Source organism: Amycolatopsis sp. (genome assembly GCF_036008905.1).
Lineage (GTDB): Bacteria > Actinomycetota > Actinomycetes > Mycobacteriales > Pseudonocardiaceae > Amycolatopsis.
In genome coordinates, this window is sequence record NZ_DASYMU010000183.1 from 1 (window position 1) to 17695 (window position 17695).

Here is a 17695-nt window from a genome sequence, read left to right on the forward strand (position 1 = left end):
CACCGCAAAGCCACCATGGCCACCTTGGTCGCGTTGAACGCGACCAAGGTGGCCATGGTGGCATTTCAAGGGGGTGTTAGGCGGGCTTCGGGAGGGCGCAGCCGGGCTTGCTCAGGTTGATCTCGCTACCGGCGACCATGCACCCGTAGAAGAGGTAGGTCTGCTCGCCGTAGTTGATGCCCTTGTGGACGGTCACGGTGCCGTCGGCGGCGACCTCGCAGGGGTTGTTCATCGTGCAGCGCGCGCCGTCCTCGTTACCGGTGTTGTTGACCCCGATCACCTTGCCGGTACTGGTTTCCACGATCGGCGAGCCCGAGGTGCCGCCGATCGTCTTGCACTCCGGCGTGTAGCGGATCGAGTCCTTCCAGACCCAGTCGCCTTCGTGGAGTTCGTTGACGAACCCGTCGACCGAACAGGAGTAGATCTTCTTCCAATACCCCGAAACCACGTCGATCTGCGTGCCCGCGGCCGGGTGCGTCGACGCGAGTTCCAGCGCGGAAATGCCGTACTGGCTCTTGATCTGGGCGTAGGTGGTGCTCAGCTGGTACAAGGAAGTGTCGGTGTCGGTCATCGTCGCGTAGACCAGTTTGGTGGCCCGCAACGTGCCCAGCGAAGACTTCCCGTCCGTCGACAGGAGGCTGAAAGTGCGTCGAGAGGACTTGTCGACGATTACTTCGCCCGCGGCTGGGAACCCTTCCTCGAGGCAGTGCCCGTTGGACAGCACGAGCGCGCGATCGGTTTCGGCGGCGCCGGCGAGCTTCACTACCGAGCCGGAGCAGTTCGACAGCGCGACGGTGCCCGCGAACGTGGTCGCCAGCGTGGTCGCCGGGGCCGCTGAGGCCGCCGGAGCGGCGCCGACGAGCACGGTGGCGGTCAGAGCGGCGAACAGCGTGCCTAGGAGGCGTCTCGTCATCGTTAGGTCCTCTCGGAGTCGTGGAGTAGTGAGTCAAGCGGTCACGAGTGACGCACGCCACCTTCGAACGGAGGGTATGCGACCGATTACTTAAGGCCCCCCAGCGCAGACGTGTCGGATGTCACGTGCTAGCTCTGGAAAAGAAACAACATCGAGGTCAAAGCCGATGCGCTTCACACAAGACGCACGGCGTGTTGCGCCACCTAGGCGCGGGTCGGCCATTGACAGAGTGCACACTGGCTGGTCGAACAGGTTGCCGCGGCGGCGGCGAGGGATGAGCGGAGAGCGGGACAGCGTGGCTGGATCGGCACGGACGAGTAAGAGCGGCACCGGATCGGATGGCGCCGCTATCAGGCGTTTGGTGATCGTCGAGTCGCCCACCAAGGCCCGCAAGATCGCGCCCTACCTCGGCGGGAACTACGTGGTGGAGTCGTCCGTCGGACACATCCGCGACCTGCCGCGAGGCGCTGCCGACGTGCCCGCCCAGTTCAAGGGCGAGGCCTGGGCGAGGCTCGGCGTGGATGTCGACAACGACTTCAAGCCCCTTTACATCGTGACCCCGGACAAGAAGACCAAGGTCGCGGAGCTCAAAGCGCTACTGAAGGACGTCGACGAGCTTTATCTCGCGACGGACCCCGACCGTGAGGGTGAAGCCATCGCCTGGCATCTCCTCGAGACGCTGAAGCCCAAGGTCCCGGTGCGCCGGATGGTGTTCCACGAGGTCACCGAGCAGGCGATCCGGGCCGCGGCGGCGGACACCCGTGAGCTCGACGCCGACCTCGTCGACGCGCAGGAGACCCGGCGCATCCTCGACCGGCTGTACGGCTACGAGGTCAGCCCGGTCCTGTGGAAGAAGGTCATGCCGAAGCTCTCGGCGGGCCGCGTGCAGTCCGTCGCGACCAGGATCGTCGTGGAGCGCGAGCGGGAGCGGATGCGCTTCACCTCGGCGTCGTACTGGGACATCTCCGCGACCATGGACGCCGGCGCCGAAGCGAGCCCCCGGGACTTCTCGGCGCGGATGATCGCCGTCGACGGCGCTCGCCTGGCCAGTGGTCGTGACTTCGGTTCGGACGGAAAGCTCAAGGCCGCCTCCAGCGAGGTCAGGATCCTCTCCGAGGCCGACGCGAACCGACTGGCCCAGGCCCTGAACTCGCGTGATTTCAAGGTCGCCAGTGTCGAAGAGAAGCCGTACACGCGCAAGCCGTACGCGCCCTTCATGACCTCGACGCTGCAGCAGGAGGCCGGCCGCAAGATGCGGTTCACCTCCGAGCGCACGATGCGGATCGCGCAGAAGCTGTACGAAAACGGTTACATCACTTATATGCGTACCGACTCGACGACGCTGTCCGAGACGGCGATCTCCGCGGCACGCAGCCAGGCGACGCAGCTGTACGGCAAGGAATACGTCTCCGACAAGCCGCGCCAGTACACCCGCAAGGTGAAGAACGCGCAGGAAGCCCATGAGGCGATCCGGCCGTCGGGTGAGGTCTTCCGCACCCCGGGCCAGGTCGCCGGTGAGCTGCAGGCCGACGAGTTCCGCCTGTACGAGATGATCTGGCAGCGCACGATCGCGTCACAGATGAACGACGCCAAGGGCACCACGATGTCGGTGCGGATCGTCGGCACCGCGACCAGTGGCGAGGAGTGCACGTTCGCGGCTTCGGGCCGCACGATCACCTTCGCCGGGTTCCTCAAGGCCTACGTCGAGGCCGTCGACACCGAGACCGGTGGCGAGGCGGACGACAAGCAGAGCAGGCTCCCGGTGCTGGTCAAGGACCAGGGCCTGACCGCGTCCGAGCTGAGCCCGGACGGCCACAACACCTCGCCGCCGGCGCGCTACTCCGAGCCGAGCCTGGTCAGCAAGCTGGAAGAGCTGGGCATCGGCCGCCCGTCGACGTACGCGTCGATCATCAAGACCATCCAGGACCGCGGGTACGTCTGGAAAAAGGGTTCCGCGCTGGTGCCCTCATGGGTGGCGTTCGCGGTCATCGGCCTGATGGAACGGCATTTCGAGCGGCTCGTCGACTACGGCTTCACCGCCGGTATGGAGGACGAGCTCGACCGCATCGCCGCCGGTGACGAGCAGCGCACGCTGTGGCTGTCGAAGTTCTACTTCGGTGGCGACATGGGCGTCGACGGCTCGATCGGGCGGCTCGGCGGGCTGAAGAAGCTCGTCGGCTCCAGCGTCGAGGACATCGACGCCCGCGAGATCAACTCGATCCCGCTGTTCAAGGACGCCAACGAGCACACCGTCGTCGTGCGTGTCGGCCGCTACGGGCCGTACCTCGAGCGCGAGGTCCCGGGCGAGGACGGCGAGCTCACCTCTCAGCGGGCGAACCTGCCCGACGAGATGCCGCCGGACGAGCTGACGCTGGATGTCGCGGAGAAGCTGTTCTCGACCCCGCAAGAGGGTCGTGTGCTGGGCACCGACCCGGTCAGCGGACACGAGATCGTCGCCAAGGACGGCCGCTTCGGGCCGTACGTCACCGAGATCCTGCCCGAGGGCGAGCCGCTGCCCGACACGGCGACGGCCGCGCAGAAGAAAGCCGCCAAGGCCAAGGCGCCCAAGCCGCGTACGGGTTCGCTGTTCAAGTCGATGTCGATCGAGACGGTCAACATCGAGGACGCGCTGAAACTGCTTTCGCTGCCTCGCGTGGTCGGCAAGGACCCGGAGTCCGGTGACGAGATCACCGCGCAGAACGGGCGCTACGGGCCGTACCTCAAGAAGGGCACGGACTCGCGCTCGCTGACCACTGAGGATCAGCTGTTCGAGATCACCCTCGAAGAGGCGCTGAAGATCTACGCCGAGCCGAAGCAGCGTGGCCGGTCGGCGACGGCCAAGCCGCCGCTGAAGGAGCTGGGCCCGGACCCGGTTTCGGGTAAGCCGATGGTGGTCAAGGACGGCCGGTTCGGCCCGTACGTGACCGACGGCGAGTTCAACGCGACGCTCCGCAAGGGCGACGAGATCGAAGAGCTCACCGACGAGCGCGCGGCCGAACTGATCGCCGAGAAGCGCGCGAAGGGCCCTGCTCCGAAGAAGGCCCCCGCGCGCCGCAAGGCTCCGGCCAAGACCGCCGCGACGAAGACGACAGCCACCAAGACGACCACGGCAAAGACGGCCACCAAGGCCTCGACAGCCAAGTCGACGGCGGCCAAGTCCACCAACGGTGCCACCAAGACGGTCACCAAGACCGCTGCGAAGCCCCGCTCGACCGCGAGCAAGGCCAAGTAGCCGGTAGCCAGCCGCCAACTGACATGAACGGACCTTTCATCTCAAAAAACGAGATGAAAGGTCCGTTCATGTCATGGCCGAGGGGCATACGTCCCTTTTGTCTGATTGTGCGGATAGCTGAACTCTTTCGAACATTTGTTCGAGCAATTGACGGTCCCAGGGTGTTGAATGCTCAGGTGACCAACTCAACGTTCGCCGTTTTCGACGTCATCGACGAAGTGATCGCGCCGATCAACGCCGAGGTCCCGGACCGGCCCTCGGTGATGGAGTTCTTCGATCCGCAGTTCCACCTGCCCGCGGTTCTGGGCAACGGCCCGGCCGAGGACAACCGCGACCTCATGGCCGAAATCGAGGAGTACACCGGTTTCGTCGCGGACATGGCCGCCATCGGCCTGGCGCCGGACGGCGAGGTCACGCCCGAGGCCGTGGGGCTGTATCGCGCGCTGCGCGGCGGGTTCATCCGCGGTGTGGTGACGGGCGTTTTCCCGGCCAAGCCGGAACCGTGGGAGGTCCGCTTCTTCGGCGACGAGGACTACACGACCGTGCTCAACAAGCTGGGCGACCAGGCTCGCCTCCGCTCCGGCTTCCTCAGTTCGCTGCCGGGCTGGGTGTTCGACGGGCTGCCGGAGCGGCAGCCGGGGCCGGGCGCGTCCTACCGGATCGAGACCGACGAACAGGGCCTCATCTCGCCCGACTACGCGCCGGCGCTCGCGGCGATCAGGGAGGCCGTGGCTCGCCCGCGGCTCGGCACGGTGCTGGTCGACCTCGCGGTGCGCGAGGCGATACTGGCCGAGTACCCGCACGGCGCGTTCGGGCTGCTCGACAATGATCTTGGCCGGTACCAGTTCAGCGCTTCGGTCGACGCTGCCGGATGCTGGACGATCACCTGGGGTCCGGCGAACCGGACCACCGCCGAACAGTGGATCGTGCGAGCGGTGCAGCGTCACGCTTGAGGGGACAACCACAGTGGCCACGATCTACGAGCTGCTCGAAGTCGCGGCCCGGCCGGTGCTCGAAGCCATGCCGGATCGGGTCGCCGCGGACGATTTCTACCACCCGGACTTCTCCGACGAGGAGGTCCGCGCGCTCGGCCCGCTGTCCGGGGATCCGGCCGACCTGGCCGTCGAGGTCGAGCGGCACACGATGATGGCGAACATGCTGGCCAACACGCCCTTCGGTGACCAGGGCGAGCTGAACGAGGCCGGGATGAAGGTGTTCTCGCTGTTCCTGCGTGGTTCCGTCCGCGCGGCACTGAGTGGCGTTTTCGCGATGAGCCCGGGGGCGGCCGACATCCGCTGCTACGCCGACGGAGAGTCGGCGTTCCTCTGGAGCGTGCGTCCCGACGGCGGTGTCGACTTCTGTCTCGATGAGTTCCCCGCCTTCGCCTCGCTGATCCTCGACTATCTGCCGAGCTCGCCCGATGGCGTTTCCGAGCCGATCCGCATCCTGGTGGACGGGCACGGGGTGGTCGCCGAGGGGCAGGACGACAAAGTCGGCGCCGTGCAGGATTTCCTCGCCAGAGAACGAACAGGAACCACTCTGGTGGATCTGGTCGCGTTCGGGGGATTGTGCTCCGAGTATCCCGAACACGCGATGGTCGTCGTCGACAATGATCTAGGCCGCCACTCGCTGGCCGTGCTCAGCACCGGCGAATCGCGCCGTGAGCTGGTACTTATGCCGTCGAGCCGCGCTCTGATGACAGAGTGGTTCGGCAAGAGCGTCGAGGCTGGGCGCACCGGATTCTGACTCTGCGTGACCCGGTCACTGTGACGGAGGGTAGTGCAAGAGCTGCGGTATATCTGGTCCGATGGGTGGATGCGAAACCGCTTTCGCGGCAACTACCCTGTAAGGCGACGACATTCGGTAGTGAGGTGGTCACGATGAGCGCGACCGGTGATTTCGACAACGACGGCACGCACGCTCCGATACCGCAGGATCGGTTCGCCGATCCGCTTTCGGGACTGGTCACAGCGAGTGACGCAGCTCCTACCGTCTCCGAGGAGTTCGAGCGACTGCGCATCGCCGATCCGGTCCAGCCGGACCCGGACATGGTCCGGGAAATGGTCAACGCGGCGGCGCTCGCCGACAACGCCGACTACGACAGGCCGGTCCAGCCGGCGGCGTTCCCGCAGCAGGCGAACGGCGCTTCGGTGACCCCCGGGCAACCGCCGCTGGGGATCATCCCGCAGCAGCGCACCTGGCCCGCGCGGCCGCCACAGATGTTGCGACAGGCCCGCAGCCGCTGGCCCCGGCCACGCCGCGGGGTGAAGAACGCCGAAGACGCGCCGCGGACGAAGCAGCGGGCCCCCCGGGACCGCATCCGCCGGGGCAAGCCGTCGAGCAACTCGGCGGGGGTCATCCTCGCTGTTGTGCTCATGATTGTCTTCGCGGTCTTGTTCATCCAGCTGCTGGCCAGCCTGTTCAGCGGCATCGCCGGCATCTTCTCTTAACCCATCCGGGTGGCGCGGCTGATGAGCCCGGTGCCACCCTGCCTACTTCCGCAGGGATACCCTGGCCACACGGTCGGGGGACTCGGCGGCACGGGCGCTTGGTTCTAACCGGCGCCGCGGTGAGCTAGTGGGGTGGGCGTATCAGCGAGGGCGTGCAGTCGATGCCTGACGCCGAGTCTGGTGCTTCGGCAGGTACATCCACCATCTACCGGGCACGGCGGGTGCTGGCGATCAAGCCGTTCCGCCGGCTCTGGGGTGTCACGTATCTGTGCAGCACGGCCGACTGGCTGATGCTGTTCGGCTTGGCCGCGCTGGCGAACAGCATGGCCACGAACTACACGGCCGCCAACTTCGCGTTCAGCGGTGTGGTGTTCTCCAGTCTCTTGCCGGGCCTGATCTTCGCCCCGATCGGGGGGCTGCTCGCGGACCGTTTCGACCGGCGCAAAGTCATGGTCATCGCTGACGTCGTGCGGTTCGGCCTGCTGCTGTCGGTGGTGCTCGCCAACTCGGTCTGGTGGCTGTACGCGGCCACCTTCCTGATCAATGTCGCCGCGATCATGTGGATCCCGTCCAAGGACGCCGCGGTCCCGAACCTGCTCCGGCGGCCGAGCCAGGTCGAGACCGCGGGCCAGCTCGGCATGGTCATGACCTACGGCCTTTCCGTGCTGACCGGGCTGGGTTTCCTCGCGCTGGTCACCGGCCTCAAAACCGGTCTGCACATCCCGGTTCCCGTCTCCGGGGACAACGGGCCCATCAAGCTGGCCCTGATCGTCGCCTGCCTGCTCTATCTCGCCAGCGCGGTGACCATCGCGACTCGGATCCCCGAGCTTTCGCTGCGTGACGTGCACACCGTCCCGAAACCCGAAGGCGTGCCCGAGGTCAAGAGCGAGTCCACGGCCGGGCTCGGCTCGATGCTCAAGGACGGCGCCCGGTTCATCCGCTCCACCCCGCTCGTCCGCGGTCTGCTGATCGGGATGACCGGGGCGTTCGCGGCCGGTGGCGCGGTCATCGGGTCCGCTCAGACATACGCGAACAGCCTCGGTGCCGGGCAGTCGGCGTTCGCCCTGCTCGTCATCGCCGTGTTCGCCGGGTTGATCCTCGGCATGTTCGGCGCGCCCAAGCTCGCCCAGCGGCTGCCGCACGACAGGCTGTTCGGTGTCGCGATCGTGCTCGCCGGGATCGGGCTGCTGCTGGTCGCGCTTTCCCCGCATCTGTCCGTCTCGCTGATCGCGGTCGCGATCGTCGGGGCTTGTGCGGGCGCGGCGTTCCTGACCGGTATCACGATCATCGGTTCGCAGATCGAAGACTCGATCCGCGGCCGGATCAACGCGCTTTACCAGTCATTGCTGAAGGTCGTCCTCGCCGGTTCGATCGCCGTCGTGCCGCTGCTGGTCAGCCTCGTCGCGCCGCGGCGGGTCAAGGTCTGGGGCGGGCCGATCATCATCGACGGCACGCGCCCGGTGATGCTCGGCGGCGCGCTGCTCGCGCTGTTGTTCGGCGTGATCGCCTACCGCCAGATGGATTCCCGGCACACCGAACCGATCCTGTCCGACCTGCGCAACGCGATTCGCCGTCGCCCGCGCCGCGTCCACGGCCTGCTGATCGCCGTGGAAGGCACCACCGCGACCGATACCGCCGAACAGGCCTCCCGCCTCGCCGACTGGCTTCGCGACGGCTCACGGCCCGTTGTGCTCGCCGCGGACCCCGCTCTCGACGAGACCCGGCTCGCTCAGCTCATCACCGGCGCTTCGCTGTCCGGCACCCGTGCCTTGGCGCTCGCCGCCGCGGCCGTGCGCGCCGATGTCGTCGAGCGCGATGTCCGGCCCGCGCTGGACGCCGGTTCGGTGGTCGTCATGGAGCGGTTCGTCGATTCGCCGCTCGCGCACCTTTCGGCCGTCGCGGGCCTGGACGTCGAAGAATTCGAAGGACTCGCCGACTGGGCGACCGGTCGTGTGCGGCCGGACATCACCGTGCTGCTCGACGCGGAGCCGGGCGTCAGCTCGAACGGCCGGCCGAAGGCGCCGGGGGACCAGTGGCGCGTGCAGCACCTGCTCTCCGAGATGGCCGCCGCGGACCCGGACAGGTACGTCGTGGTCGACGCGGACGGCACCGAGGACGAAGTCGGTGAACGAGTGAAGACGGCCGTGCGCGCGGTATTGGTCGGCAGGCTTTCCGGGCTGGCGCCCGCCGAGAACAAAGACGAAATCGCATGACCCAAACCCAGCCCCTGCAGCGCATCGGCGTCTGGACCCAGCTCGTCGGCCAGGAACCGGCCGTCGAAACGCTTTCGGCCGCCGCTGCCGCCGCCGCGCGGATCGCCGATGGCGAGACCGTCGCCGGTGGCGCGATGACCCACGCCTGGCTGCTCACCGGGCCGCCGGGATCCGGCCGTTCGGTCGCCGCCCGGACCTTCGCCGCGGCGCTCCAGTGCAGCACCGGCATCGGTTGTGGCGCTTGTCCCGGCTGCCGGACAGCGCTCGCTGGAACGCATGCGGACGTCAGGCTCGTGGTCCCCGAAGGCCTGTCGATCTCGGTCGCCGAGATGCGCTCGCTCGTGCAGTCCGCCGCCCGCCGCCCGACCACCGGGCAGTGGCAGGTCGTGATCATCGAAGACGCCGACAGGCTCACCGAAGGCGCGTCGAACGCGTTGCTGAAAGCCGTCGAAGAGCCGCCCGCGCGGACGGTGTTCCTGCTTTGCGCGCCTTCCGACCACCCGGACGATGTGTCGGTGACCATCCGCTCGCGCTGCCGTCTCGTCACCCTGCGCACGCCGCCCGCCGAGGCGATCGCCCAGGTTCTTATGGACCGGGACGGCATCGAGCCCCAGCTGGCCCAATGGTCGGCTTCGGTCTGCGGCGGCCATGTCGGCCGCGCGCGGCGTCTGGCGACCGACGAAGGCGTCCGCCAGCGCCGCGCCACGGTATTGCGGATCCCTCGCGGGCTTCGTCGTCCGGCGGACGTCTTCACCTGCGCCGACGAGCTCATCAGCACCGCGGAAGCCGACGCCAGCACCGAAAGCAAGACCCGCGACGAAGACGAACGCTCCGAACTCCGCACGGCCATGGGCGGCGACGGCGTCGGCAAGGGTGTCGCCGGGGCGAAGCGCTCCGCCGAGGCGGCCGTCAAGCAGCTGGAGAAGCGCCAGAAGTCACGGGCGACCCGGACGCAGCGGGACAGTCTCGATCTGGCGCTGATCGACCTGGCCGGTTTCTACCGGGACGTGCTTATCGCCGCGAGCCGATCCGGCGCCGCGCTCACCCATCCCGACCATGCCTCGGAAATCGCGTCCGCCGCGGCGGAGTGGACCCCCGACTCGACGTTGCGGCGCCTGGAAGCCGTGCTCGAATGCCGTCAGGCGATCGACCTCAACGTCAAACCGCGGATCGCCGTCGAAGCCATGATCACCACCCTGCGCCAAGGCTGATCCACCCCGAACACCCGTGAAGGCCACCTTGAGGGACTCTGAGTCCCTCAAGGTGGCCTTCACGGGTTTCTAGCTACGTGGGCGAGGTGACGGCTTGAACGGCGCCGGAGCGGCTGTGGCGATGGCCTTGCGTCGCCGGATCGGCATCGCGGCCACCAGGACCACACCGACCAGCAGCAACGCCGTGCCCGTCCAGAACATCGGCACCGCGTTGTACGCGCCGCTGGTGTACGCGAGGTTCTTCGTCGGCGGGTTGGCCGGAGCGGCGCCACCGGCGGGCGGCGCGGGCTTCGTCGTACCGCACTCGACACCGCCGGTAGGTGCGTAAGCCCGGGCGATCTGCTCACCGAGCGAAAGCTGCGCGAGCGACGACGGCAGGTTCTTCGCCGCGTCGGCCGGAAGCGCGTTCTTCAGCGCCTCCGTCGGCAGGATCTGCAAGTCGAGCAGCCGCGCGGACGCACCGAGCTGGTAGCCCTTGAACGGGTCCGTCATGTCCCCGCTCTTCTGGTTCAGCCCGGCGATGCTCAGCTTCAGGACGCCGATGTCGAGCGTCAGCCCCTTGCCGGCTTCGCCACCGGGAAGCTGCTTGGTCGCGCCGTCGGCCAGTTCCGCGAGCCCGCCGATGATCGGCACGTTCTTGAGCTGGTCGAAGCCGGGCAGGTCCTTCAGCGAGGGCAGCGGGATGCCGATCGGGATGTCCTTGGTCGGGTTCGCCGCGTCGAGCGTGTAGAGCACGGTGTCGCCGCGCATGACCTGCAGGACCGGCGCGGTGTACTTGACCGACGACGTCGCCTTGTCCCCGGTCGAGGTCACCGTCAGCGTCGGCTGGCTCGCGACCTTGATGGTCAGCCCGAGCGGGGTGCCCTTCAGGATGTCGATCTGCGCGGCCTGGAGCGTCGACGTCGACTCGACGGCTTTGTTCGGCGAGTTGGGGATGTCGACGAGCTTCACGACCGACCGCGACGACATCAGGTTGGGCAGGCTGAGCACCGCGCCCTTGCCGTCGGCGTTGGTCGTGGCGCCCGAGAGCAGCCCGCCCAGGTTGGCCAGCGGCCCCGGCAACGCCTTGAGCCCGTCCTGCAACGGCTTGGCCGCGTTGGTCAGCTGGTCGACCCCTGGGATTGAAGGAATCGTGGGCAGCAGCGACAAACTCGCGAGCGACGTACTGGCGTCGGCGATCGTCTCGACACACGGCCCGAGCGTCGGGCTCCACCGCGCGTGCGCACTGCCGTTCAGCAACCCGACGTTGAGCAGCGGGTTCGACGGCGCGTTGAGCCCGCCGGTGATCTGCTGCGGATTGTCGGGCAACGCTGTCTGTACCAGGCTGCCCGGCGTCTGCGGCGCGTTACCCGCCACCGAAAGCCCGAACGGCGACGACTGCGCGATCGACTTCTCATAGGTCAGGTAGGCCTCGGAGTTGGCCTGCGCACTGGACAAACCCATCGCGGCCTCGAGCGCGGACTGCTTGGGAATCGTCTCGCTGACCCCCGGCAGGATCGCGCTCGTCGGCACCGCGTTCGGCAGCAGCCGCAACACCCCGAGCGCGCTCCCCGCGTCGCCGACCGCGTGCCCCAGCGGCTGCGGCTCCGACGGCGACGAAATCGGCGCCTGTCCCGGATTCACGGGCTGGGGAATGGGCGTCGTCGGGATCGTCGGCTCGGCCAACGCCGGCCCCGCGGACAGCAGAAGTATCGCCGCGGTCAACGGCAGAGCGAACCTGCGGGGCAGACTTCCACGCATGTGCCGATCCTCCAGAGCGCAAAGGCCGGTCCGTGAGTGAGACCGACGTCATAGGACCCTAACGACGGCGGCCCCGGAAAGTGACGCGGGGAGGTACCGCTACACTAGGTCCCGAGCAACGGGGTCCGGCTCGACGCGGGCTTCAGCTTGTGCCGCCTTAGCTCAGACGGCTAGAGCGATTCACTCGTAATGAATAGGTCAGGGGTTCGATTCCCCTAGGCGGCTCCCAGGTCAGGCCCCTTCGCCTCACGGCGGAGGGGCCTGACCTTTTTTGTGGGAACTCGCCAAGGAAAATCACCCGGCTGAGGTAACTCTGATGAGCCTCGGTGCGCTCAGTGGGGCTCGGTGACGCTCAGATGCGGGAGCACCAGCGCGGCTGCCCCGGCACGACTACGGGCGCCGGTCCGGTCGAAAACGTGCTCCATGTGCTTGCGCACGGTTCCGACGGAGATGAACAGTTCCCGGGCGATGGCCGCGTTGCTCCGGCCTTGGGCGGCCAGCCGCAGGACTTCGAATTCGCGAGCGCTGAGGCGGGGGACGCCGTTCTGCCGTCGCCGCGCGTCGAGGTAGGTCTCGTACAGATGCGGGCGGAGTAGTTGGAGCACCAGACGATCGCGCTCGGTGAAGTCGCTGCCGGAGTCGCGGTAGAGCAGGATCCGCCGGGTGTGGCCGGGCGCTGTCGGCATCGCGGCGAGCATCGAATGCTTGGCCCCCGTGGGACCGAATATCTCCGCGAACATAGGGGTGTTGCGTAATTCGGAGGGTGTGTAAAAGTCCGACCACCGGACGACGCTCGTGAAGTCGCCGCTATCGATGGAATAGTGGCATGGAAGGAAAGTCGGCTCGAGTTCCCAGAACGACGGATCGGTGGGGCCGTCGAACTCGAGTTCCTGTTCCCCGTAATCTATTCCTTGCTGAGTGCGGTTGAGCCGACCGACAAGGTCGAGTTCCACGAAGCAAGTGGAGTCGCAAGGGATCAGTCGGTGTAAGCCTTCCAGTGTGGCCCAGGCATCGCGTGGTTCGGGTCGTCACGCCTGCCGTCTTCGACGACGGCCATCAGCGAACGCAGGTCCCGTTCGGAGAGAGTGCCGACCATCAGCCACCTCCTACGGCGGTCAACGCTACGCCGCCGTGCCCCCGATAAATACGCCTGAAAGCGAATATCGCCTTTTGTTCCGCACGCGCACGCTTGTGGGAACAGAAAAGGAGATCAAAGCCATGACAACGATCCAGTACTCACATTCCGCGCGCTGGTACCGATTCGCCCTCGTGTCTCTGGGTGTGGCGTTGGCCGTCGCGACGGCGTTGGCGGTCTATTTCGCGGTCAGCCGTACGGCGGAAGTCTCGCCGACGATCACGCGTGTCACCGTCGCCCCGTCGAGCCCCGCGCCGAACTGCTCCAGGCCTTTGGTGCCGTGCTGAGTTACTCCGGCGGGGCGATCGCGACGATGGTCGCGGTCGTTTCGCCGCGTGGGGTGCGGTACTTGATCTCTTCGCCCACTTCGCGGCCCGCCAGCGCTACGCCGAGCGGGCTGTCGGCGGTCACCACGGACATGTCGGCGTCCTGGCCTGGGACGGCGGCGACGCGGAGGGTGTCTTCGGAACCGTCGTCGTAGCGCAGGGTCACGCTGGAGCCGTCGGCCAGGAGTTGGGCGTTGGGGAAGCCGTGTTCGAGGATCGCTTCGATTTCGGCGATGCGGCGGTTGAGCCAGGCGGCGGTTTCGGCGTGCTCGAGGAGATCCGCCTGATCGGCGGCGTCTCCACCACGGTCGTGTTCGGCCAATCCTGTTGCGGACGCGGACTGTTGCTGGCGAAGATCCACCAGTTCCCGCTGCAGCTGCTCGCGGGCTTTCGGACTCAGTCCGTTCTGCGCTGACGTGGCCATGTCCCGGATTGTGCGCTGTCGGCGCCTGCCATGCCACTCAAATCCCGTAATTGAGACGGGCGCGACTGCGAGGTCTTCCAGAAAGGTCGCCTGGCAAGTCAGGTCATTCGTCCCAAAAGGTAGGCTCTGCGTCCTGACGGCACGAGGGAGTGACGAAGATGGGCATAGCGCCGGGGCGTAGCGACGAGCTTTCGCCGAACCAGCTGCAGAAGCAGGAGCTGATCGTCGACGCCGCGCGGAAGGTACTAGCCCGTGACGGGCTGGCCGGCTGCACCGTGCGGGCGATCGCCGAGGCGGGCCCGCTCACCAAGAGTGCCATCCATTACTACTTCGCCGACATCGACGTGCTGATCGATCGGGCGATGGCCGCGCACATCAACGCTTTCGTGGCGGATTTGCGCGAGGTCGCGGGTTGCCACGAGGACCACGGCGATCGGCTGTTCGCCGTACTGGAGGCCTACCTCAACACGTTCGCCGAGCGGCCGAACGCGGCGTTCCTCTGGTTCGAATACTGGATCGGCGCCGGTCGCGCGCAGCATCCGCAGGCGATCGACGCGATGCTGACCTCGATCACCGAGCTGCTCACCGAACTGCTCGCGCCGCTGGACGTCGACGATCCGCGAGCCAGGGCACGCGCGTTGCTCTCGTACCTGCTGGGCGCGATCGTCCAGCAGCGGGTACGCCCGCGTCCGTTCATCGCACTGCAGGCCGACATCGAGGCGCTCTGCTTCGCCAACTACGGGTAGGCCCCCAGTAATAGATGAGTAGCCATACGGATTGTTCCTGCCCTCCGGTGACTCCAAGGTGAACTAGCGAAACACGCCTCGGCTGACCCAGGAGATGACGATGCGCAAGAGACGTTCCATGGTGACCGCCGTATCGGTTCTCGTGTTGCTGGCCGCGGGCGTCGCGGCAAGTCCCGCGATGGCCGACACCGCGCAGGCGCAGGCCCAGGACGTCTACGAGGTGCTCGGCACCGCGACGCCGCAGCTGCGGACAGCGGTCGCCCGCACCGGCGTGGACATCCTGACCGCGACCAATGAGTCGACGACCATCGTCGGCAGTGCGGCGCAGGCCGAGCAGCTGCGCAAGCTCGGGTTCGTCGTCGAGTCGCGGGGACCGGTCGAGACCCAGGGGCTTCCCGAAGTCGCGCCTGCCGCCATCACCGACTTCCCGTCCGGCGACGAGGGCTACCACACCTTTGCCGAGGCGACGGCCGCGCTGCAGGCCGCGCAGCAGAACTTTCCCGCCATCGCCAAGCTTTCCAGCGTCGGGCAGTCCTACCAGGGCCGCGCGATGAACCTGATCAAGATCAGCGACAACGTCGCGACCGACGAGAACGAGCCCGAGGTGCTCTTCACCTGCAACATGCACGCGCGCGAGCACCTCACCACCGAGATGTGCCTGCGGATCGTCGAGCGGTTCACCACCGGCTACGCCACGAACGCGGCGATCAAGAACATGGTCGACACCCGCGAGATCTACCTGATCCCGAACATGAACCCGGACGGTTCCGAGTACGACATCTCCGGCGGCCGCTACCATTCGTGGCGCAAGAACCGGCAGGGCAATGGCACGGACCCGAACCGGAACTGGAGCTACAAGTGGGGCTGCTGCGGCGGTTCCAGCACCAGCCCGACCAATGAGACCTACCGCGGACCGTCCGCGTTCTCCGCGCCGGAGACCAAGTCGGTGTCGGACTGGGTCAACTCGCGCAAGATCGGCGGCGTCCAGCAGATCAAGACGCATATCGACTTCCACACCTATTCGGAGCTCGTGCTCTGGCCGTTCGGCTACACCTACAACCCGACCGCGCCGGGCATGACCGCCGCGGAGGCGCAGAAGTTCCAGACCCTCGGCAAGCAGATGGCCGCGACCAACGGCTACACCGCCGAGCAGTCCAGCGGGCTGTACATCACCGACGGCGACATCAACGACTGGATGTGGGGAAACCACAAGATCCTGAGCTTCTGCTTCGAGATGTACCCGAAGGGCGGCAACCCCGGTTTCTACCCGCCCGACGAGGCCATCGCGCCGCAGACGGCCCGCAACGACAAGGCCGTCGACCTGATCATCGGCGCGGCTGTCTAGACAGTGTCGCTCAGCGGCATAGGGCCCACCCAAGATCTAGGGTGGGCCCTATGCCGCTGTTTTCCTTCGAGGGCGTCAGCCCCACAGTCCATCCCGACGCCTGGATCGCGCCCACCGCGACACTGATCGGCGACGTCGTCGTCGAGAAGGACGCGTCGATTTGGTACGGCGCGGTGCTGCGCGGCGACTTCGGGAAGATCATCGTCCGCGAGGGCGCGAACATCCAGGACAACTCGGTGATCCACGTCAACGACGGCGTCTGCGAGATCGGCAAGAACGTCACCGTCGGCCACCAGTGCCTGGTGCACGACTGCACCATCGGCGAGCAGGCGCTCATCGGCAACGGCGCGATCGTGCTGGACCAGGCGACCGTCGGCGCGCGGGCGCTCGTCGCGGCCGGTTCGACCGTCACACCCGGCATGGTGGTGCCGCCCGAGGTGATCGCCATGGGCAGCCCGGCGAAGAAGCATGTCCCGCTGACGGATTCGGCGCGAGGCTGGGTCGACCACAACGCGGAGATCTACCGGCAGCTCGCCCGTCGGCACGCTGCGGGCGTCGAGCTCGTCAAGGACTAGGATCGGCTCCGCAGCAGCGACTGGCGCCATCGAGGTGGAGCACCACCGGGAAGCGACCGACGAGGCCGGCACCGCGCGCCTGGGTGTGGCCCGACTCGTCCTGTCAGGAGTACGACATGCCGCATCAGCCCGCCCTTCCCACCCTCGCCGCGGCCGACCCGGAAATCGCCGGGCTCGTCGAAGCGGAAGCCCGGCGCCAGCACGAAAAGATCCGCCTGATCGCGTCGGAGAACTACGTCTCGCAGGCCGTTCTCGAAGCCACCGGCACGGTACTGACCAACAAGTACTCCGAGGGCTACGCCGGTAAGCGGTACTACGAGGGCCAGCAGCTCATCGACCAGGTCGAGACGCTGGCCATCGAGCGGGCGAAGGCCGTTTTCGGCGTCGACCACGCGAACGTCCAGCCGTATTCCGGTTCTCCGGCGAACCTGGCGGTCTACCTGGCGTTCGCGAAGCCCGGGGAAACCGTGCTCGGCATGGCGCTGCCGGACGGCGGCCACCTCACGCACGGCTGGAGCGTCTCCGCGACCGGCAAGTGGTTCAACCCGGTGCGCTACGGCGTACGCAAGGACACCGGCCGCGTCGACCTCGACCAGGTGCGCGAGCTCGCGCTGGAGCACCGGCCGAAGCTGATCTTCGCCGGTGGCACGGCCATCCCGCGGACCATCGACTTCCCGGCGTTCGCGGAGATCGCCCGCGAGGTCGACGCCGTGCTCGTCGCGGACATCGCGCATATCGCCGGGCTGATCGCCGGCGGCGCGCACCCGTCGCCGGTCGGGCACGCGCAGGTGATCACCACGACCACGCACAAGACGTTGCGCGGCCCGCGTGGCGCGATGATCATGACCGACGCCGACCACGCGAAGCCGATCGACAAGGCGGTGTTCCCCGGTCTGCAGGGCGGTCCGCACAACCACACGACGGCCGCCATCGCGGTCGCGCTGGGCGAAGCGGCGAAGCCGGAGTTCCGGGATTACGCGCATGCGATCGTGGCCAACGCGAAGGCGCTGGCCGAGTCGCTGACCGAGCGCGGGTTCGACCTGGTTTCCGGCGGCACCGACAACCACCTGCTGCTCGTCGACCTGACGAACAAGGACATCGCGGGCAAACCGGCCGCGCAGGCGCTGGACCGAGCGGGCATCGAACTGAACTACAACACCGTGCCGTTCGACCCGCGCAAGCCGTTCGACCCGTCGGGTGTGCGGCTCGGGACGTCGGCGATCACCACGCGCGGGCTGACCCCGGAGCACCAGCCGCAGATCGCGGAGTGGATCGACCGCACGGTCACCGCGGCGCGTACCCAGGACGAGACGGCCATCGACGGGATCGCCGCCGAGATCCGCGAGCTGCTGACGTCGTTCCCGATCCCGGGCTACACCGTCTGA

The 17695-nt window shown here is 67.4% G+C and carries 15 protein-coding genes and 1 tRNA gene; 12 read left to right on the plus strand and 4 right to left on the minus strand.

Features of this window, described 5'->3' with window-relative positions; all coding sequences use genetic code 11:
• Window positions 1-76: 76 nt before the first annotated feature.
• Window positions 77-913 carry a serine protease gene (locus VGP60_RS30295; protein ID WP_327551556.1) on the minus strand — a complete coding sequence of 279 codons (837 nt, stop codon included), beginning with the start codon at window positions 911-913 and terminating at the stop codon, window positions 77-79.
• Between the two features lie 274 nt (window positions 914-1187).
• On the opposite strand from VGP60_RS30295, the gene topA reads away from it, so the two are divergent.
• From topA to VGP60_RS30325, 6 genes are all read left to right on the plus strand, one after another.
• Window positions 1188-4145, plus strand: coding sequence for a type I DNA topoisomerase (gene topA, locus VGP60_RS30300; RefSeq protein ID WP_327551557.1), 2958 nt, complete (start codon window positions 1188-1190; stop codon window positions 4143-4145).
• Window positions 4146-4321: 176 nt separating this feature from the next.
• On the plus strand, window positions 4322-5098 hold the full coding sequence (locus tag VGP60_RS30305; protein WP_327551558.1) for an ESX secretion-associated protein EspG: 777 nt from the start codon (window positions 4322-4324) through the stop codon (window positions 5096-5098).
• 13 nt (window positions 5099-5111) lie between these two features.
• On the plus strand, window positions 5112-5891 hold the full coding sequence (locus VGP60_RS30310; RefSeq protein WP_327551559.1) for a hypothetical protein: 780 nt from the start codon (window positions 5112-5114) through the stop codon (window positions 5889-5891).
• Window positions 5892-6025: 134 nt separating this feature from the next.
• Complete coding sequence (locus tag VGP60_RS30315) at window positions 6026-6595, plus strand: hypothetical protein (RefSeq protein ID WP_327551560.1); 570 nt, start codon at window positions 6026-6028, stop codon at window positions 6593-6595.
• A gap of 161 nt (window positions 6596-6756) precedes the next feature.
• On the plus strand, window positions 6757-8808 hold the full coding sequence (locus VGP60_RS30320) for a dTMP kinase (protein ID WP_327551561.1): 2052 nt from the start codon (window positions 6757-6759) through the stop codon (window positions 8806-8808).
• Entirely contained in the window at window positions 8805-10019 is a 1215-nt protein-coding gene (locus VGP60_RS30325) for a DNA polymerase III subunit delta' (protein WP_327551562.1), read from the plus strand. Before VGP60_RS30320 ends, VGP60_RS30325 begins: the two co-directional genes overlap by 4 nt.
• A gap of 69 nt (window positions 10020-10088) precedes the next feature.
• On the opposite strand, the gene VGP60_RS30330 is transcribed toward VGP60_RS30325, so the two are convergent.
• On the minus strand, window positions 10089-11759 hold the full coding sequence (locus tag VGP60_RS30330; protein WP_327551563.1) for a hypothetical protein: 1671 nt from the start codon (window positions 11757-11759) through the stop codon (window positions 10089-10091).
• Window positions 11760-11910: 151 nt separating this feature from the next.
• On the opposite strand from VGP60_RS30330, the gene VGP60_RS30335 reads away from it, so the two are divergent.
• A tRNA-Thr gene (locus VGP60_RS30335) sits at window positions 11911-11984 on the plus strand.
• Between the two features lie 107 nt (window positions 11985-12091).
• Here the strand turns inward: VGP60_RS30335 and VGP60_RS30340 are convergent.
• Window positions 12092-12499, minus strand: coding sequence for a helix-turn-helix transcriptional regulator (locus tag VGP60_RS30340; RefSeq protein WP_327551564.1), 408 nt, complete (start codon window positions 12497-12499; stop codon window positions 12092-12094).
• Window positions 12500-12977: 478 nt separating this feature from the next.
• On the opposite strand from VGP60_RS30340, the gene VGP60_RS30345 reads away from it, so the two are divergent.
• Entirely contained in the window at window positions 12978-13181 is a 204-nt protein-coding gene (locus tag VGP60_RS30345; RefSeq protein WP_327551565.1) for a hypothetical protein, read from the plus strand.
• A gap of 1 nt (window position 13182) precedes the next feature.
• On the opposite strand, the gene VGP60_RS30350 is transcribed toward VGP60_RS30345, so the two are convergent.
• On the minus strand, window positions 13183-13644 hold the full coding sequence (locus VGP60_RS30350) for a GreA/GreB family elongation factor (RefSeq protein WP_327551566.1): 462 nt from the start codon (window positions 13642-13644) through the stop codon (window positions 13183-13185).
• 158 nt (window positions 13645-13802) lie between these two features.
• Here VGP60_RS30350 and VGP60_RS30355 point away from each other — a divergent pair, with 158 nt between their 5' ends.
• From VGP60_RS30355 to glyA, 4 genes are all read left to right on the plus strand, one after another.
• Window positions 13803-14390: a TetR/AcrR family transcriptional regulator gene (locus VGP60_RS30355; protein ID WP_327551567.1), complete on the plus strand. Its 588-nt coding sequence runs from the start codon at window positions 13803-13805 to the stop codon at window positions 14388-14390.
• A gap of 118 nt (window positions 14391-14508) precedes the next feature.
• Entirely contained in the window at window positions 14509-15735 is a 1227-nt protein-coding gene (locus tag VGP60_RS30360; RefSeq protein ID WP_327551595.1) for a M14 family metallopeptidase, read from the plus strand.
• A gap of 50 nt (window positions 15736-15785) precedes the next feature.
• Window positions 15786-16310 (plus strand): gamma carbonic anhydrase family protein, encoded by a 525-nt coding sequence (locus VGP60_RS30365; RefSeq protein WP_327551568.1) that lies wholly within the window; start codon window positions 15786-15788, stop codon window positions 16308-16310.
• Between the two features lie 116 nt (window positions 16311-16426).
• The gene (gene glyA, locus VGP60_RS30370; RefSeq protein WP_327551569.1) at window positions 16427-17695 is read left to right on the plus strand and encodes a serine hydroxymethyltransferase; all 1269 of its coding nucleotides are present in this window, start codon (window positions 16427-16429) and stop codon (window positions 17693-17695) included.